The organism is Thermococcus henrietii (assembly GCF_900198835.1).
Taxonomy (GTDB): Archaea; Methanobacteriota_B; Thermococci; order Thermococcales; family Thermococcaceae; genus Thermococcus; species Thermococcus henrietii.
Genome location: NZ_LT900021.1, coordinates 1,014,081 through 1,030,736 on the forward strand (window position 1 = coordinate 1,014,081; position 16,656 = coordinate 1,030,736).

General features: G+C 55.0%; 17 protein-coding genes. 14 read left to right on the forward strand and 3 right to left on the reverse strand.

Annotation, left to right across the window (positions count from 1 at the left end):
• Window positions 1–72: 72 nt before the first annotated feature.
• From CS910_RS05625 to trmBL2, 4 genes are all read left to right on the forward strand, one after another.
• On the forward strand, window positions 73–984 hold the full coding sequence (locus CS910_RS05625) for a hypothetical protein (RefSeq protein ID WP_099210146.1): 912 nt from the start codon (window positions 73–75) through the stop codon (window positions 982–984).
• Between the two features lie 12 nt (window positions 985–996).
• Complete coding sequence (locus tag CS910_RS05630) at window positions 997–1,497, forward strand: SWIM zinc finger family protein (RefSeq protein WP_099210148.1); 501 nt, start codon at window positions 997–999, stop codon at window positions 1,495–1,497.
• A 39-nt stretch (window positions 1,498–1,536) separates the two neighbouring features.
• Window positions 1,537–5,211 carry a reverse gyrase gene (gene rgy / locus CS910_RS05635; protein ID WP_099210150.1) on the forward strand — a complete coding sequence of 1,225 codons (3,675 nt, stop codon included), beginning with the start codon at window positions 1,537–1,539 and terminating at the stop codon, window positions 5,209–5,211.
• 294 nt (window positions 5,212–5,505) lie between these two features.
• On the forward strand, window positions 5,506–6,300 hold the full coding sequence (gene trmBL2, locus CS910_RS05640) for an HTH-type transcriptional regulator TrmBL2 (RefSeq protein WP_099210152.1): 795 nt from the start codon (window positions 5,506–5,508) through the stop codon (window positions 6,298–6,300).
• 70 nt (window positions 6,301–6,370) lie between these two features.
• On the opposite strand, the gene CS910_RS05645 is transcribed toward trmBL2, so the two are convergent.
• Genes CS910_RS05645 through CS910_RS05655 form a run of 3 tightly spaced genes read right to left on the reverse strand, consistent with a single transcriptional unit; the run spans window position 6,371 to window position 7,630 of the window.
• Entirely contained in the window at window positions 6,371–6,583 is a 213-nt protein-coding gene (locus CS910_RS05645) for an ArsR family transcriptional regulator (RefSeq protein WP_042689035.1), read from the reverse strand.
• On the reverse strand, window positions 6,580–6,900 hold the full coding sequence (locus CS910_RS05650; RefSeq protein WP_099210154.1) for an Sjogren's syndrome/scleroderma autoantigen 1 family protein: 321 nt from the start codon (window positions 6,898–6,900) through the stop codon (window positions 6,580–6,582). Before CS910_RS05650 ends, CS910_RS05645 begins: the two co-directional genes overlap by 4 nt.
• 4 nt (window positions 6,901–6,904) lie before the next feature.
• Entirely contained in the window at window positions 6,905–7,630 is a 726-nt protein-coding gene (locus CS910_RS05655; protein WP_099210156.1) for an arginase family protein, read from the reverse strand.
• A gap of 138 nt (window positions 7,631–7,768) precedes the next feature.
• On the opposite strand from CS910_RS05655, the gene hxlAB reads away from it, so the two are divergent.
• From hxlAB to pth2, 10 genes are all read left to right on the forward strand, one after another.
• A complete protein-coding gene (hxlAB, locus tag CS910_RS05660) occupies window positions 7,769–8,989 on the forward strand; it encodes a bifunctional 3-hexulose-6-phosphate synthase/6-phospho-3-hexuloisomerase (protein WP_099210157.1) in 1,221 nt (406 codons plus the stop codon).
• Window positions 8,990–8,997: 8 nt separating this feature from the next.
• Window positions 8,998–9,762, forward strand: coding sequence for a hypothetical protein (locus tag CS910_RS05665; protein WP_099210159.1), 765 nt, complete (start codon window positions 8,998–9,000; stop codon window positions 9,760–9,762).
• Window positions 9,743–10,378: a TIGR02253 family HAD-type hydrolase gene (locus tag CS910_RS05670; RefSeq protein ID WP_099210161.1), complete on the forward strand. Its 636-nt coding sequence runs from the start codon at window positions 9,743–9,745 to the stop codon at window positions 10,376–10,378. Before CS910_RS05665 ends, CS910_RS05670 begins: the two co-directional genes overlap by 20 nt.
• The gene (locus CS910_RS05675; protein ID WP_042689052.1) at window positions 10,378–10,560 is read left to right on the forward strand and encodes a hypothetical protein; all 183 of its coding nucleotides are present in this window, start codon (window positions 10,378–10,380) and stop codon (window positions 10,558–10,560) included. Before CS910_RS05670 ends, CS910_RS05675 begins: the two co-directional genes overlap by 1 nt.
• Window positions 10,557–11,381, forward strand: a complete 825-nt coding sequence (locus CS910_RS05680; RefSeq protein ID WP_099210163.1) for a DUF4392 domain-containing protein — start codon at window positions 10,557–10,559, stop codon at window positions 11,379–11,381. The genes CS910_RS05675 and CS910_RS05680 overlap by 4 nt, the downstream gene beginning before the upstream one ends.
• Before the next feature lie 43 nt (window positions 11,382–11,424).
• Entirely contained in the window at window positions 11,425–12,045 is a 621-nt protein-coding gene (locus CS910_RS05685; RefSeq protein WP_099210165.1) for an HD domain-containing protein, read from the forward strand.
• A 92-nt stretch (window positions 12,046–12,137) separates the two neighbouring features.
• Window positions 12,138–12,650, forward strand: a complete 513-nt coding sequence (locus tag CS910_RS05690; protein WP_099210167.1) for a KH domain-containing protein — start codon at window positions 12,138–12,140, stop codon at window positions 12,648–12,650.
• 79 nt (window positions 12,651–12,729) lie between these two features.
• Entirely contained in the window at window positions 12,730–14,046 is a 1,317-nt protein-coding gene (aspS, locus tag CS910_RS05695) for an aspartate--tRNA(Asn) ligase (RefSeq protein WP_099210169.1), read from the forward strand.
• A 137-nt stretch (window positions 14,047–14,183) separates the two neighbouring features.
• Window positions 14,184–16,262, forward strand: a complete 2,079-nt coding sequence (locus CS910_RS05700) for a COG1361 family protein (protein WP_158523810.1) — start codon at window positions 14,184–14,186, stop codon at window positions 16,260–16,262.
• Window positions 16,263–16,292: 30 nt separating this feature from the next.
• Window positions 16,293–16,655, forward strand: a complete 363-nt coding sequence (pth2, locus tag CS910_RS05705; RefSeq protein ID WP_099210173.1) for a peptidyl-tRNA hydrolase Pth2 — start codon at window positions 16,293–16,295, stop codon at window positions 16,653–16,655.
• The last annotated feature ends 1 nt before the right edge of the window (window position 16,656 follow it).

Genomic DNA, 16,656 nt, shown 5'->3' on the forward strand with positions numbered 1-16,656 from the left:
GATTGGCGACCCCATATAAAAAACCTCCGACGAAGGGTTTATAACCCGCTAACTGAAGGGTCGTTGATGACGATGCTGAGCGTCGGAGGTGTCGGTGTTCTCTTCAGCGGGGAGCTCAACGACGGCTTCGTTGACGGCTTTAGAACGCTTTTCGCTCGGCGCTACCTGCCGGACGTTCTAAGGGCCGAGATAAAGCCCGACATTCTGATAGAGCGCTTCAAAGGCGAGTCCTTCAGGGTCTTCAGCTCGATGTACGACGTCAACGGAAAGGACCGCTACAAGCTTGAGTCCGCGGTTCCTTCAGCCTATAAAAACGAGGCGCCGGTTTTCTTCCTCCTTCAGGCGACGGCGAGGGCCGGCGCGCGGAAGGGCAGGATTTTCATAACCGATTCGGTGAGCGTCGTCAACCCCGAGGGAAGGGCCGTTCTCTTCGTCGGCTACCCCCACACGGGCAAGAGCACGATGTCAGCCATAGCCGTCTCCGAGGGGTTGGACGTTCTCAGCACCGAAAATACGGTCGTTGACGTTCGCGAGGGGAAGCTCTACGTCATCGGAGGAACCGAGGTCCTCGTCTACGACCCGAGGATTGAGGACGTCTACGGCGTCTCGATAGACTACGACGAGACCACGAGGAGCGGTTACAGGATAGTTGACCTGGAGAGCACCGAGCGGAGAAGACTTCTCAAGAAGGGCGTCGAGGTCGAGAAGATTATAGTCCTCCACGCGTCCTTTGGTGGAGGAGAGGCCAGCTTTTCACCGGTCAGGGGAAGGAAAATCAAGAAGACACTCTGGTACTTCTCGACGTCGCTCCTCAAGGGAATGGACTACTACGAGCCGGCACCGCTCTACATGCCGATGGGCGAGGAGATAAACTACAACCTCAACAAACTGCTTGACTCCGCCGTTGAGAGCTATTCGGGGAAGATGTTCGAAGCCTTCGGAAACCACAGGGACGTTTTTAAGAGAACCGTGCTTTTCACTTAGCCGGTGGATGCGATGGCAAAAGTTCTCTGGGTCGTCAAGGCCGGTGGTAGGCTCTACTCCAAGGTTCTGGGGGAGTACCCGTACTACGTCGAGGTTGACCTTTCCACCGGCGAAAGCCTCTGTACCTGCCCGCTCGGAGGAAACTGCCCCCACGTCTCCGCGGTGGTTGAGACCTACGAGAAAGGCCTGTACTTCGATGCCGGAAGCGAGGGGCCCCTGAATCCCGAATCGCTCGCGTGGGCCTACCTCTCAGAGGTCCCCCGGCTGGCGCTTGAGGTCACCCTTGCAGAGCTCTTTAACTCCCTCAGAAGAGACGAGAGCGGGAGCGAGACGGCGATGCTCTTCCTCCGCGCGTTAAGACTTCTCCGCGAGACGAAAGCCGAGGAGTACCTTCACCCGCTCGGCGAGGCCCTCGATGAGCTGTCGGCTGTTTTCCACGATTATCCCCTCGTGAGCAGGCTGAGAGAAGCCTATGAGGGGGTCAAAAACGCCCTCCAAAAGGAACCCTTATAAGGGCCTACCGGCGGAAATAACAACTTAGAGGGTGGGAATATGAAGGCGATTTACAGGGAGGCCTGCCCAAACTGCTCGGGTAGAATCTCCGACGAAAGGCTCGTAATGAAGAACCCCTGTGATGAGTGTCTCGATAATCCCGTCACCGCTGAGGACTACTTTGAGCTCGTAAAGGCCGTGAGAAAGGCACTCAAGGAGAGAAAGAAGCTAAAAGCCTGGGAGGAAATCTACTCCCTCGAAAAGGGGCTCAGGGACGTTGAGAAGTTCTTCGAGAAGGCAACCGGTTTTACCTTCTGGAGCGCCCAGAGGACGTGGGTCAAAAGGCTCCTCAAGGGAAGGAGCTTCTCGATAATCGCTCCAACCGGAATGGGCAAGAGCACCTTTGGAGCGTTCATGTCCGTCTACTACGCCACGAAGGGCAAGAAGAGCTACATAGTCGTCCCCACGACACCCCTTGTAATCCAGACCATAAAGAAGGTCCAGGCGATAATCGAGAGAACGGGGCTGGACATTAATCTCGCCTACTACCACGGCAACCTCAGGAAGAAGGAAAAGGAAGAGATGCTCGCTAAAATCGAGGGTGAGGACTACGACATACTCATAACGAGCGCCCAGTGGTTAGCTAGAAACTTTGACGAGAAGCTGAAGGGCAGGCACTTCGACTTTATCTTCGTTGACGACGTCGATGCCTTCCTCAAGGCGAGCAAGAACATAGACCGCTCCCTCCTCCTTCTCGGCTTCACCGAGGAAATCATCGGCAAGGCGTGGGAAATCATCAGGCTCAGGAAGCAGATGAGCCGTTATCTGAACGGTCGCGCCCAGGACAGGGAGGAGAAACTCAAGGAGCTCAACGAGGCCATAGAAAAGCTCCAGCACGAGATTGAAGAGTTCAAGAGGAAGAATGACATCGGAATCATGATTATCGCCTCGGCTACCGGTTCGGCGAGGGGCGACAGGATAAAGCTCTACCGCGAACTGCTCGGCTTCGAGGTCGGTTCCGGAAGGAGTGCGCTGAGGAACGTCGTGGACAGCTACCTGAAGCCGAGTGGGGACGTAAAGGAGCACGTGGCGGAGCTCCTCAGGAAACTCGGGAAGGGCGGCCTGATATTCGTTCCCATCGACCAGGGGCTGAGCTACGCTGAGGAGCTCGTGAACTATCTTAAGGAGAGGGGCTTCGCCGTTGAGCTCGCGAGCTCGAAGAACAAGAAGGCCGTTGAGAGGTTTGAGAACGGCGAGGCCGATTACCTGGTCGGCGTGGCAACCTACTACGGCTCGATAGTCAGGGGGCTTGATTTGCCCCACCTCATCCGCTACGCGGTCTTTACGGGCGTCCCGAAGTTCAGGTTTTCGATAGACCTTGAGAGGCCCACCATATACCGCGCCCTCGGTCTGCTCAGCGAGGTTATGGACTTCCTCGACGACGAGGACAGGAGGAAGGCCGAAAAGCTGCACGCGAGGCTCAGGAGGCTGATTAGAAACATCCCGCAGTTCGAGCTCCTCAAGATTGAGGAGGCCCTGGCGGAAGGCCTTCCCATCGAGAACGACTTCCACAGGACGGTTCTCAACGTCTTCCGCGAGCTCGTCGAGTTCCTGCGCGAGGTCCTGAAGAAGGAGGACGTTCTCAAGAGGCTCGCGGAGGACCCCTTCGTCAGCCTCGTGAAGGAAGAGGGCAAGTGGTTCATCGAGATTCCGGACGTCAGGACGTACATCCAGGCTACCGGGAGGACGAGCAGGCTATTTGCCGGCGGAATAACGAAGGGACTCAGCGTCCTCATAGTGGACAACGAGAAGGTCTTCAACGGCCTTGTCAGGCAGATGCGCTGGCGCTTCACCGAGTTCAAGATGGTGCCCTTCGAGGAGCTCGACCTCGAGGAACTCCTGAGGGAGATAGACGAGGACAGGGAGAAGGTAAGGCTCGTAATGGAGGGCAAGATAAGCTCGAAGGTCAAGGACCTCGTTAAATCGGCCCTCATGATTGTGGAGAGCCCCAACAAGGCCAGGACGATAGCCAACTTCTTCGGCAGGCCGAGCAAGAGGCGCATCGGTGATTTGGTCGCCTACGAGGTGAGCATAGGCAACAGACAGCTGACGATTCTCGCGAGCGGGGGCCACATGTTCGACCTCGTCACTGACGAGGGCTACCACGGCGTCCTAATCGAGCGCGAGGAGGATATGCTCCGGTTTATTCCGGTCTACGACACCATAAAGCGGTGCCGTGACTGTGGCTACCAGTTCGTGGACTGGGAGAAGAAAGGCATCTGCCCGCGCTGTGGCTCAACGAACGTCCGCGACGCCCTTGAGAACGTCATCGCGATGCGCGAGATTGCTCAGGAGGTCGACGAGATACTCATCGCAACCGACCCTGATACGGAGGGTGAGAAGATAGCCTGGGACATAAGGAACATTCTGAGCCCCTACACGCCGAACATCAAGAGGACGGAATTCCACGAGGTCACGAGGCCGGCCATACTGAAGGCAATCGAAGAGGCGAGAGACGTGAACGAGAACCGCGTCGAGGCTCAGATTGTGAGGCGCATAGAGGACAGGTGGATAGGCTTCGAGCTGAGCGGTGAGCTCCAGAGGGTCTTCGAGAACAGGAACCTCTCCGCTGGCAGGGTTCAGACGCCCGTTCTCGGCTGGATTATCAAGAGGTATAAGGAGTTCAGCGAGAGCGAGGTCTACTTCCTCGGCTTAACGCTTGAGAACGGCCTTCAGGTAACGGTTGAGCTTGGAAAGGACGGCAAGGACGTCGAGCCACCGGAGTACGTTACGGTGGAGGAGGTCCAGCTTGAGGAGAGGGAGCTCAACCCCGCCCCGCCGTACACGACCGACGCAATGCTCCGCGACGCTTCCACCTTCCTCAAGCTTTCGGCCCCGGAGACGATGCGCTTGGCCCAGGACCTCTTCGAGATGGGTCTCATCACCTACCACAGAACCGATTCAACCCACGTGAGCAACGCGGGAATAGAGGTTGCCAGGGAGTACATAACGAGTGAGCTCGGCGAGGAGTACTTCAAGCCGAGGCCCTGGGGTGAAGAGGGCACGCACGAGGCCATAAGGCCGACGAGGCCCATCGACACCGGCAGATTGATGCAACTCATTCGCGACGGCGTAATCCAGCTCCCGAGGAACCTCACGCGCAACCACTACAGGCTCTACGACATGATATTCAGGCGCTTCATGACGAGCCAGATGGTTCCGGCGGTCGTTCTCCACGAGAGGGCGGTGATAAACGCGGGCGTTGGAAAGGTCGAGCTCGAGGGTTACGTCGAAATCATCAAGGACGGCTGGACGAAACTCAGAAGCCCGCCCATGAGACAGTTGCCGAAGCTTGAGCAGGGGGCGAAGCTCAAAGTGGTTGAGTCCAAGAAGTGGAAGGCGCCGAAGGTTTCCCTCTACACGCAGGGCGACATAATAGCCCTGATGAAGGAGCGCGGTATTGGAAGGCCTTCAACATACGCGAAAATCGTTGAGACCCTCATACGGCGTGGCTACGTTGTCGAGACGAGGGGCAGGAAGAAGCTCGTTCCGACCGAGAAGGGCATAAAGGTCTACCACTACCTCATCAGCAAGTACCGCGAGCTGGTGAGCGAGGAGCGCACGAGGGAGCTTGAGAAGCTCATGGACTTAATCGAGGAAGGAAAGGTCGATTATACTGGGGTTCTAAACGACCTTTACGCCGAGATTAGGCGCTACGTTTATGGGGAAGGGTAAACGTTCCTATTTATTCCCTTGCACTTTTGGTAACTATTTTTGGTCATCTTTTCCGCATGCATAATCGGGTAGTGAAACTTTGGTTTACGGTTGTTGTTTTATTTGATGGTAAAACCAAAAACCTTAAAATTCATCTTTGAGTAATGCCTTTGCATGTCCATGCAACCCGGGTTTTATCTCGGGAAGTCACCCCTTGCAATTGGGAGGTATTTGCTTGCAACACTCCCAGTGTTTGGAAAAAGTTTATAATGGATTTCCTCGAATTTAGGGATAAGAAAGTTGGTGGTGGTAAAGATGGTTAAGGACAGGATGGTGGAACTCCTCCAAGAACACTTTGAGTTGAACCTCTACGAGGCAAGGGCGTACGTCGCCCTCGTTGGCTTCGGCGTCCTCACCCCCGCGGAGCTCGCCAGCGTCTCGGAGGTTCCTGCACCAAGGACCTACGACGTCCTTAGGAGCCTTGAGAAGAAGGGCTTTGCCATTAGCCAGCCAGGCAAGGTCAACAAGTACAGGCCGGTTCACCCTGAGAACATCCTCGAGAAGTTCATCGAGGAGTGGCAGGAGAGGGTCCAGGAAGAGCTTGAGGCCAAGAAGCAGGCGAAAGAGGAGCTCCTCCAGCTCATGAAGCCCCTTATCGAGACCGAGATTCCGAAGTATGGCGTTGAGCGCGTCTGGGTCGTCCGCGGAATCAGGAACGCAACCCTCAAGACCAAGGAGATGTTCGAGGAGGTCAAGGAGCAGATTCTCCTCGCCGACGATGGGTACATAGCAATCAACCTCGAGAGCGACATCATAAGAGCCATAGACAACGGTGCCAAGGCCAAGGTAATCGTCACCGAGCCCGTCCTCAAGAGGATTGAGGGCTCAAAGATTCTCGACTACGCCAAGAAGGGCAAGCTCGAGCTCAGGGTCCTCGACAAGTTCGACCTTCCGATGCTCATCTGCGACGACGAGGTCTTCTTCGCCCTCGAGGACATGGCCGCGCGCTACTTCAACTACGAGACCCAGGTCTGGATTAAGGACTTCAGGATTAAGGCCCTCTTCGAGGCCAAGTTCAACGAGTACTGGGAGAAGGCCAAGAAGGTCTGATTCCCCTTTCTTTTTGTTTCCGCTTATCGTTTTTGGATTCTGAAATGAAATCCGAATATGAAAAAAGAGGTCAGACGTACTTGAACTCCTCTTCGAGCTCGTCTCTCTCCTTCAGCTTCCAGTAGAGCTTGCCGTCCTTCTGGTAGCTCTCGACCTTTCCGCTCTCGGCGAAGCGGAGTAAGTAGCGCCTTACCTCCATCGGCTTGATGCCGGTCTCTTCGGCTATCTCCTCAACCGTCTTCGGGCCGTTTTCGAGGGCCTTAAGGACCTTCACGTTCTTCATTCCCCTCCCTCCAGAGCCTTGTACCTTTCCAACAGGTTGATTATCAGCTCCATAACCCTTAAGTGTTTCTCAAGCTCCTCGACGTCGTCGGGCATTGAGTTCGCCAGCTCGGTGAGCTTCTCCATGAGCCTCTCCTCAACCCCTTTCATCTCGCTCGCCATCTGCTTCTTCCTGTGCTCGCAGACCGGACAGAAGACCTTTCCGTCCTTCTCGAAGAGCGGGGACCCACACTTCGGACAGTGTCTGTCGAGCATCTTCGCGCCGGACAGCATCAGGGGCATGATTATCTTCCGTATCTCCTCGTCGCTAATCGACATGGCATCACCCCATCAGGAGCTGAAAGACCTCGAAGAAGGCCTTCTTTCCGAGCCTTGAGCGCCTAAGCCTGTCGGAAATCTCGGCTATGTCGAAAGCGATTATTTTGAAGTTCTCCTTTATTGCCTCGAGGATTTCAAGGAGTTCCTCGAGCGTCAGCTCCCCGTGCTGGAAGCGGGCTATCTTGTACTCGGGCCTTAGAACGTCCATATCGACGGTCAGGTAGATTTCCTCGCCGAGGTACTTCTTCGCTTCGCCCATTATCTCCTCGACCGAGTTCGTCTGGAAGTTCTTGTAGGCCCTCCACTTCCCGCGAACTTTCCTGCTCCTTAGCGTTGCCGGGAAGACCTTGACGCGCCTCGTCCAGAGCTGGGTTCGCTCGGTCGTTGGAATCATGAGAACCGGGGCCATCACCACGGCCCTCTCGATTAGCCTTCGCTCGAGGGCGTAAGCCAGCCATGAGCCGTGGTCGAGGTAGTCGTGCATCAAATCCGTGTGGGCGTCAACGCTGATTAAAGATTTGGGCCGGAGCTTCTCGATTATACCGTAGGTGGCGAGGTGCTCACCGATTATGTAAGCCCTGTCCTGGGGAACCCTGTCGGGGAGGAGCTCAACCCTGCTGGCCTCGACGATGACGTAGTCGTCAATCAGCTTGTTCCTCTTCAAAAGCTGGAGCGCGTAGAGCACACCTTCCCTGTTGGGCTTCTCGCCGAAGGGAATGAATGTGACCATTCAACCCACCGAAAAGGATTAGGGGCTTCTTTTTTAAACCTTGACGAAAATTTTTGGCATTTTCTTGTAAATTTTCAAAGCCAAACTTTAAAAAGTCGCCCCGAAACCATAAATCGAAAACCTTTCGGAGGTCTCGCCATGATACTCCAGGTCGCCCTTGATTTGACCGACATCGAGCAGGCCATCTCTATAGCTGAGAAGGCCGCTCGCGGTGGCGCTCACTGGCTTGAAGTTGGAACGCCACTCATCAAGAAGGAAGGAATGCGCGCCGTTGAGCTTCTCAAGAGGCGCTTCCCGGACAGGAAGATTGTTGCAGACCTCAAGACGATGGACACCGGAGCTTTGGAAGTCGAGATGGCCGCGAGGCACGGAGCGGACGTCGTTTCTATTCTCGGTGTCGCCGACAACAAGACCATAAAGGACGCCGTTGACGTTGCGAGAAGGTATGGAATCAGGGTTATGGTCGACCTAATCGGCGTCAAGGACAAGGTTAAGCGCGCCAAAGAGCTCGAAAAGATGGGCGTTCACTACATACTCGTCCACACTGGTATAGACGAGCAGGCCCAGGGTAAGAGCCCTCTGCAGGACCTTGAGGAGGTTGTCAAGGCCGTTAAGGTCCCCGTCGCGGTTGCCGGCGGTCTGAACCTTGAGACGATTCCAAAAGTTATAGAGCTCGGCGCGACGATAATCATCGTCGGAAGCGCCATAACCAAGGCCAAGGACCCTGAGAAGGTCACGAGGCAGATAATCGACCTCTTCTGGGGCGAGTACATGCAGACCATCAGAAAGGCCATGAAGGACATCGTCGAGCACGTGAGCAACGTCGCCGACCAGCTCAAGCTCGAGCAGGTTCGTGGGTTCGTGGATGCAATGATTGGGGCCAACAAGATATTCATCTACGGGGCAGGAAGGAGCGGGCTCGTCGGAAAGGCCTTCGCTATGAGGCTAATGCACCTCGACTTCAACGTCTACGTCGTTGGCGAGACCATAACGCCAGCCTTTGAACCGGGAGATTTGCTCATAGCCATCAGCGGTTCCGGTGAGACTACGAGCATAGTTGATGCCGCGAAGATAGCCAAGAAGGAGGGCGGAAAGGTCGTGGCAATAACCTCCTACGCCAACTCAACCCTCGGAAAGCTCGCCGACGTCGTCGTTGAGATTCCGGGAAGGGCGAAGACGGACATCCCGACCGACTACATAGCGCGCCAGATGCTCACCAAGTACAAGTGGGTCGCTCCGATGGGAACGCTCTTCGAGGACTCGACGATGGTGTTCCTCGACGGCGTCATAGCCCTTCTCATGGCGACCTTCCAGAAGACCGAAAAGGATATGAAGAAGAAGCACGCGACCCTTGAGTGAGGGTTGCGATGCGCTCTTTCACTCACCTTTTTGTTGGAATCGGCAACGCTGGAGCCGGGATAGTCGACAGGATAAGCGCCGACGGCGTGGTTAGGGTGACAATCAATCCCGGCCACTACCTTCTGCGCCCGGGGCGCTACGCGGAGAGAATCAGGGACTTCTTCTCGCACCTGCCCGAGGACACCTTTCTGTGGCTTCTCTTCGAGGACAAGGAGATAAACCTCGAACTGGTTGACCTTATCCTCGAACACAGCCCCTCGGACGCGATAAAGCTCGCCTACGTCCTCACGCCGAGGAGGGAGCTCATCCACGAGAAGCCGGTTTGGGCCGATAACTTCGAGACCGTCTTCTACGACTCCCTCTGGGACTTCCTGAGCGAGGACGTGCCTTTGGGGGTTGCCTTCGAGAGGGCCTCCGTCTCGATAGCCGAGCTCTTTTCAAGGCTCTACTACTATCTCGAAAACCAGATGCTGGTCAACATAGACTACGCCGACCTGTTCAACATGATTCGCGGGGGCAACGTCGGCATAATGCGCCTCCTCGATAGGGTTGACTTCAGCTGGCACTGGGGAATATGGGAGAGGGGTCTGATAGGAATCCTCGTCGGGAACGACTTCCCGCTGAAGGGAGCCCACGAGATACTGTCGCGTTTCCAGGAAATCCTCGCCGAGAAGGATATAATATGGGGCATCGTGACCGATGAGAACGTTAAGGGTGTCGAGATACTCGCGTTGCTCGTGAAGGGGTGGGAGGATGAAGGCGGTTCTCTTTGACGTTGACGGAACCCTGCTCACGGAAATGCCACTTATTCAGCTCTTCCTCCCCTGGGTCTACGATGAGCTCGCGAAGAGGCTCGGGGTCACTAAGGAGGAAGCGAGGGAGCGGTTCCTCAACGAGATTATGGCGAGGAGGGACACCTACGACTGGCACGACTGGAACTTCTTCTTCAGGCTCTTCAACGTTGACCTCAACTACGAGGAGCTCCTGAGAAGGTATCCCCACAAGCTCCACGTTTACCCGGACGTTGTGCCCACCCTTGAGTGGCTGAAGGGCAATGGCTACCGCCTCGGTGTCGTCACGAGCGGGCCCGAGTACCAGAGGCTCAAGCTTGAACTTACCGGGCTCGATAAATACTTCGACGTAATCGTGACGCGGGAGGACGTGAAGGCGATAAAGCCCGAGCCGAAGATTTTTCTCCACGCCCTTGAAAGGCTCGGCGTTGAGCCCGGTGAGGCTCTCTACGTTGGCGACTCCCTCAGCCAGGACGTTTACGGGGCCAAGCACGTTGGGATGAAGGCCGTCTGGATTAACCGCGACGGCTCGGACGGCTATCACATGGCCGATTACGAGATTAGAACCCTCCACGAGCTTAGGAAGATACTGGGGTGATGGGTATGAAGGTGTTCGAGGCGGAGGGTGTTTTCGTCCGCTACTCGGAGAAAGAAGTAGAGATAAGGCCCGGAGATAAGCTCGTCCACAGGAGCGAGGAACCAACGGAGCTCTGGTGGAAACTCAAGGAGGCTGTCAAGGGCAGGAAGGTCAAGATAATAGTTTACGAGGTGGAAGAATGATTGCCCACCTGATAAACACCGACGTCGGGGGCAGGGGCGTCGGAAGGCTCTACCTCGACTACAGGAGGAGGGACTTTAATTTTTTACATAATTCTACAAAGCTGTTTTTAAATAATTATGGAAAAGTGTTAATCGTTACCGGCTTTCCGATTCCTCCAATGAACGTCCCGGAAACCGACGGCCCACCGGGGGCGCTGGCATTATATCGTGCCGTCAGGGAGCTCGGTGGGGAAGCCGAGATTCTCGCTCAGGAAGAGGTCATCAACGCGATGATTCCATTCCAAAAGGCCCTTTCCCTGCGCTTTGCCAGGGAACCAGACGTCTCAAGCTACGACCTCGTAATCTTCGTCGAAACGCCCGGAAGGGCTCAGGACGGCAACCACTACTCCATGTCCGGCCTTCCAATCGTTGGAGAGACCTTCGACTGGGTCGCGGAGAGAGCCAGAGAACATGGAATCCCGACGATTGGAATCGGCGACAGGGGCAACGAGATTGGTATGGGAAAGGTTCGGGATTTGGTGGTTCGCTACGTTCCACACGGGGAGAAGATAGCCTCTACAATTGAGACCGATGAGCTTATCCTCTCCGCCGTCTCGAACTGGGGGGCCTACGGTCTGATTGCCCAGGCCTCGCTGGAGCTCGGGAAGAACCTTCTCTCCGGCTGGGAGGAGGCCTTCGTCGTCAGGCTCCTCGTTGAGAGTGGTCTCATTGACGGCGTCAGCAAGAAAAGGGAAGTGAGCGTCGACGGGATTCCAATCGAGGTTCACGTTGCTTTCGTTGAGTTCCTAAACAATGTTGTTGATATAAGGATAGGGGAATAGGCTAACCTTTTAAACCCCTTCCTTTTTCTCCAACCGATGTGCTATGAAGCTTGAGGAGTTCATACCCGACGCCAGGACGCGGGCGCTCATAGAGAGGACGCGCGAGTTCGCGAGGGGCTTCTTTGAGCGGGAGGGAACGCATGGCTTCAGCCACGTGGAGAGGGTTTTCAACCTCTGCATGTACATAGGCAAAGAGGAAGGGGCTGACCTTGAAGTCCTCGCCCTCGCTTCGCTCCTCCACGACATAGCGAGGCCCCTTGAGGACGCCGGCAAAGTTGAAGACCACGCGGTAGAGGGCGCGAAAATCGCGAAGCGCTTCCTATTGAGCCTTGGTTACCCGGAGGAGAAGGCAGAGGCAGTGGCTCATGCAATAGAGGCCCACCGCTTTTCAAGGGGTCCTGAACCGAGAACGCTCGAGGCGAAGATACTCAGCGACGCGGACAAGCTTGACGCAATAGGGGCCATAGGAATCGCCCGCGTTTTCATGTACTCTGGCGAGCACGGGAGGGATATTGAGGCTTCCCTCAGGCACTTTGAGGAGAAGATACTCAAGCTCAAGGACCTGATGTACACCGAAACGGCAAAGCGCATCGCCGAGGACAGGCACCGCTTTACCGTTGAGTTCATCGAGAGAATTCGGCGGGAAATCGAGGGCGAGCTTTGAGTTCTTCCCCTTTCGGGCCACATAATAACCTTTTTAAAGGGCTTCCTGAATTAAGGGTTAGCCCATCAAGGTCATTCTAAGGAGGTGAGAACGTGAAGGCGCCAATCTGTGAGGTTTGTCTCAAGACCGACGACATTCTCTGCCCCGCTGACGAGAAAAAGCTCCAGGAGGGTATAATCTCCGAGCTGGACGTTAAGGTTGCACGCTTACTCTACAAGCTCCTCGGCGACGTTGAGGTCGAGTTCAAGAAGGCCGTCGAGGCCGGGGACCTTATCGTTATCGTTGTCGGAGAGGGGGACGTCCCGATAACCATCGGCAAGGGCGGGAAGAACATAAAGACCCTCATAAGGGAGCTCGGGAAGCGCGTTAGGGTCATCGAGGGCATGAAGGCGGAATCAACCGATGAGCTCAAGAAGCTCGCCTCCGACCTGCTCTATCCGGCCGGTGTCTTCGGCGTCAACGTCGTTTACAGGCCCGGCGGAGAGACCTACTACAAGGTTCTCGTCTTTGGCAGGGACAGGAAGAAGCTCCCGGAGAAGCCCGAGATACTCGAGAGCGTCCTGAGCCAGATAGTCGGGAAGGAAGTCAAGATTTCGTTTGTCTGACCCCTCTTCGGTTTCTTCGTTTCTCCCCCGTGCATCGAATACCTTTAAAAGCTCGCCCCTACTCCTTCTGGGGATGGCCATGTACAGGACGCACTACTCGAGCGAGATAACCGAGGAACTCAACGGCCAGCGCGTTAAAGTGGCCGGCTGGGTGTGGGAAGTCAAGGATTTGGGCGGAATCAAGTTCCTCTGGCTCAGGGACAGGGAGGGGATAGTCCAGATTACCGCCCCGAAGAAGAAGGTTGACCCCGAGATATTCAAGCTCATTCCGAAGCTCAACAGCGAAGACGTCGTCGCGGTCGAGGGAATTGTAAACTTCACGCCCAAGGCGAAGCTTGGCTTTGAGATTCTCCCGGAGAAGCTTGAGGTCCTCAGCAGGGCGGAGACACCTCTACCCCTCGACCCGACGGGGAAGGTCAAGGCCGAGCTCGACACTCGCCTGGACAACCGCTTCATGGACGTCAGAAGGCCCGAGGTAATGGCGATTTTCAAGATACGCTCGAGCGTCTTCAAGGCGGTCAGGGATTTCTTCCACGAGAACGGCTTCATCGAGATTCACACGCCCAAGATTATTGCGACGGCAACCGAGGGCGGAACGGAGCTCTTTCCGATGAAGTACTTCGAGAAGGACGCCTTTTTAGCTCAGAGCCCTCAGCTTTACAAGCAGATTATGATGGCGAGCGGTCTTGACAGGGTTTACGAGATAGCGCCGATTTTCAGGGCGGAAGAGCACAACACAACGAGGCACCTCAACGAGGCGTGGAGTGTTGATGCAGAGATGGCCTTCATCGAGAGCGAGGAGGAGGTAATGGAGCTCCTCGAGAGGCTCGTGGCTCATGCAATCAACTACGTCCGCGAGCACAACGCGAAGGAACTCGAAACCCTCAACTTCGAGCTGGAGGAGCCGAAACTGCCCTTCCCGAGGCTGAGCTACGATAGGGCCCTTGAGATTCTCTCCGACCTTGGGAAGGAAATCCCGTGGGGCGAGGACATAGACACCGAGGGCGAGAGGCTCCTCGGGAAGTACATGATGGAGAACGAAAACGCTCCGCTCTACTTCCTCTATAAGTATCCGAGCGAGGCGAAGCCCTTCTACATAATGAAGTACGACGATAAGCCTGAAATCTGCAGGGCCTTCGATTTGGAGTACAGGGGGGTCGAGATAACCTCCGGTGGCCAGAGGGAGCACCGTGTTGATGTCCTCGTCGAGCAGATAAAGGAGAAGGGGCTCAATCCAGAGAGCTTCGAGTTCTACCTCAAGGCCTTCCGCTACGGAATGCCCCCCCACGGTGGCTTTGGTCTTGGGGCGGAGAGGCTGATAAAGCAGATGCTCGACCTTCCGAACATCAGGGAGGTTATCCTGTTCCCGAGGGACAGGAAGAGGCTCACACCGTAAGGCCTTTATACCTTTTGTCTATTTTAAATAGACGAGTGTTGCCTATAATCTAAGGAGGTTTGAAGATGAAAAAAGTTATGGCGTTTAGTATTATAGGCATTCTAATGTTTTCACTCCTGTTGTCAAGCGTGGGAGTGGTGTCCGCGGATGATACCCTGTACGGTAAGATTTATCCAAGTGTTGAGCTCTCCCTGGGCTCAAAGGTTACCGTCGGTCCGTACACAATAGAATTCAAGGACACCGACAGGTACTTTACTACCGCCGTTCTTGTAGTCAGCGGTCCCGAGGGAACCACTCAGGTTTTTGTCCAGGAGGGGACCACCGCTTATTATCCCTCTCAGTCAAACCCAGTGCTTGCCTTCAGGGTTGCCATATGGACTCAGAACGACAAGCCGGTTGCCTACTTAGACATTCTCTCCCCCCTCAAGAAGGTCAATCCAAACGCAATAACCCTCAGCGCAGGCGCCACGTACAACCTTCCCGTTGGAACCCTTAGGGTGTCATCACTGACGAACACTAGTGCAACCTTCACTGTTTACCTTCCCAACAACCCCGCCCAGAGCATTACTCTCAAGGCCAACCAGTCGGGAGGTATAACTTACTCTTTCCCCAACTCGGACTTCAAGTACAGCAACTTCGTTTACATAACCGTCCAGAGTGTTTCAACGAAGTCCGTTACCTTTGACGTTTACATGCCCCGTGTGGCGGCTACGAAGATAACGACGTACTCGGGTAGCGGTTCGTCGTCGTCCAGTTCAAGCTCTTCATCAGGCACCCAAACTGTGTCGACAACGCTGATTTACAACGGTGTTCTTTACACAAACGAGAAATTACCAATAACCGTGAACAGCACAAAGTATTACATTGATTTGATATCCGTGGTCTCCACAAAGGTCAGCCTCAAGGTCTACAAAGGTGATAGCGTTGTTGGTGTATTCTTCGTGAACGTCGGCGCGATTCAGGACCTCAAGGGAACACCCTTCAAGATTTTAATTCAGAGAACCGAGCCCATTTACAACCGTGCGAGCCTCGTGATTTACGGCCCAGAGAACGCCCAAGTGACTCCAATACTTCGCTCTGCCGACATCGTTGCAACGATAAGCACAGTTCCAAAAGCCGTGATGCTTGGGGACGACATGATAATCGTAGTCTCAGTTGAAAACAAAGGCAAAGGAGACGCATACGACGTCACCGTTGCCGCTCCGATACCCAACGGGTTCCAGTTAGTAAGCACTACCAAGAGCTGGACATTTAAGAGCCTTCCAGCCTTCACTAAGATGCCCGCCCTCATATACGTCCTCAAGCCAACCAAGGTCGGTAAGTTCGACATAGGAAAGGTTCTCGTCAAGTACTACGATGACCAGAGTCTCGAAACTGGCCAGATGAAGACGGTTTACTCCGCTCCCCTTACGAACATAGTGGTCTACGGGGTACCGAAACTTTCCGTGTCTGCGGTGGCATACAACGGCAGTACAACGGGCAAGTACGTTCACGCTAAGGCCAATCAGGAGGTTACGCTCAAGTTCACAGTATCCGCTCAAAAGGGCAACCCAACGTATGAGTTCATAAAGAACGCAACCCTCTACCTCGTGCTTCCAAAAGGCCTCCAGGGCAATTCCCTCATCAAGGTGGGGGACCTGAAAGCGGGTTCCTCCAAGACCGTACAGACCAAGGTTAAAGTTGCGGGCCAAGCACTCTATAACGTTGGTGCCGTTCTGGTCTACTACGACCCCGTTGGCAACAAGCACGAGCTCAACCTTGGAAACCTAGTAACGATAAACAGTGTTCCTCCCGCCGTTGTCACTAAGGAAGTCAAGGTCTGGCCCAGTGAATCTGAGATACCCTCTTACATAGGCCAGCTCCTGACGAAGTCCAAGGACCCCCAGAAGCTCACCGAGGAGTTGCTCGTTGAACTTGCACCGTATACGACCAATGAGAGCCTATCCCAGTACCTCAACAAGGTTCTCAATGGAACCAACTCAACCGGCCTTGCAAAGGTCGCGTACGACACCGTGACCGTGTACTACAAACCCTCAAACCCCTGGAAGCCGCTGGCGGTTATCTTCCTCCTCGCGACTCTCGTGGTGGCAGGTTTGGCCTATAACTACAGAACCGAAGCCGATAAGCTCCGGGAGAGGCTCGAAAAGAAGAAGAGCAGACGCCCCGGAGGACTTCCAAAGAAGGAAGAGACCGAGGAAAAAGAGGAGGGCGCTTGATTTTTAAACCCTCCCTACTTCTTTTCTTCCATGAGCGCGTTCAAGTACAAGCAGGTTATCGTCTCGCGGAAGGACCTGAAGCTCAGCAAGGGCAAGTTTGCGGTTCAGGTGGCTCACGGTGCAGTAACCGCCACCCTAAAAGCCCAGAAGGAGAAGCCCGAATGGTTTAAAGCGTGGTTCAACGAGGGGCAGAAGAAGGTAGTCGTCAAGGCCGAAAACCTTGAGGAGCTGTTCCAGCTCAAGGAGAAGGCCGAAAGGCTCGGACTCCCGACGGCGCTCATAAGGGACGCTGGACTAACGGAAATCCCGCCCGGGACGGTTACTGTTCTCGCCATCGGCCCCGGCCCCGAGGAGCTGGTGGACAAGGTTACTGGCCATCTCAAGCTGGTGTGAG

Excerpts from the sequence above, each read along its gene's own strand:
- rgy (WP_099210150.1), top strand. The coding sequence starts at position 1,537 with ATGAAGGCGATTTACAGGGAGGCCTGCCCAAACTGCTCGGGTAGAATC.
- CS910_RS05665 (WP_099210159.1), top strand. The coding sequence starts at position 8,998 with ATGCGCTCTTTCACTCACCTTTTTGTTGGAATCGGCAACGCTGGAGCC.
- CS910_RS05655 (WP_099210156.1), bottom strand. The coding sequence starts at position 7,630 with ATGGTCACATTCATTCCCTTCGGCGAGAAGCCCAACAGGGAAGGTGTG.
- hxlAB (WP_099210157.1), top strand. The coding sequence starts at position 7,769 with ATGATACTCCAGGTCGCCCTTGATTTGACCGACATCGAGCAGGCCATC.
- CS910_RS05625 (WP_099210146.1), top strand. The coding sequence starts at position 73 with ATGCTGAGCGTCGGAGGTGTCGGTGTTCTCTTCAGCGGGGAGCTCAAC.
- trmBL2 (WP_099210152.1), top strand. The coding sequence starts at position 5,506 with ATGGTTAAGGACAGGATGGTGGAACTCCTCCAAGAACACTTTGAGTTG.
- CS910_RS05645 (WP_042689035.1), bottom strand. The coding sequence starts at position 6,583 with ATGAAGAACGTGAAGGTCCTTAAGGCCCTCGAAAACGGCCCGAAGACG.
- CS910_RS05630 (WP_099210148.1), top strand. The coding sequence starts at position 997 with ATGGCAAAAGTTCTCTGGGTCGTCAAGGCCGGTGGTAGGCTCTACTCC.
- CS910_RS05680 (WP_099210163.1), top strand. The coding sequence starts at position 10,557 with ATGATTGCCCACCTGATAAACACCGACGTCGGGGGCAGGGGCGTCGGA.
- CS910_RS05650 (WP_099210154.1), bottom strand. The coding sequence starts at position 6,900 with ATGTCGATTAGCGACGAGGAGATACGGAAGATAATCATGCCCCTGATG.
- pth2 (WP_099210173.1), top strand. The coding sequence starts at position 16,293 with ATGAGCGCGTTCAAGTACAAGCAGGTTATCGTCTCGCGGAAGGACCTG.
- aspS (WP_099210169.1), top strand. The coding sequence starts at position 12,730 with ATGTACAGGACGCACTACTCGAGCGAGATAACCGAGGAACTCAACGGC.
- CS910_RS05670 (WP_099210161.1), top strand. The coding sequence starts at position 9,743 with ATGAAGGCGGTTCTCTTTGACGTTGACGGAACCCTGCTCACGGAAATG.
- CS910_RS05675 (WP_042689052.1), top strand. The coding sequence starts at position 10,378 with ATGGGTATGAAGGTGTTCGAGGCGGAGGGTGTTTTCGTCCGCTACTCG.
- CS910_RS05685 (WP_099210165.1), top strand. The coding sequence starts at position 11,425 with ATGAAGCTTGAGGAGTTCATACCCGACGCCAGGACGCGGGCGCTCATA.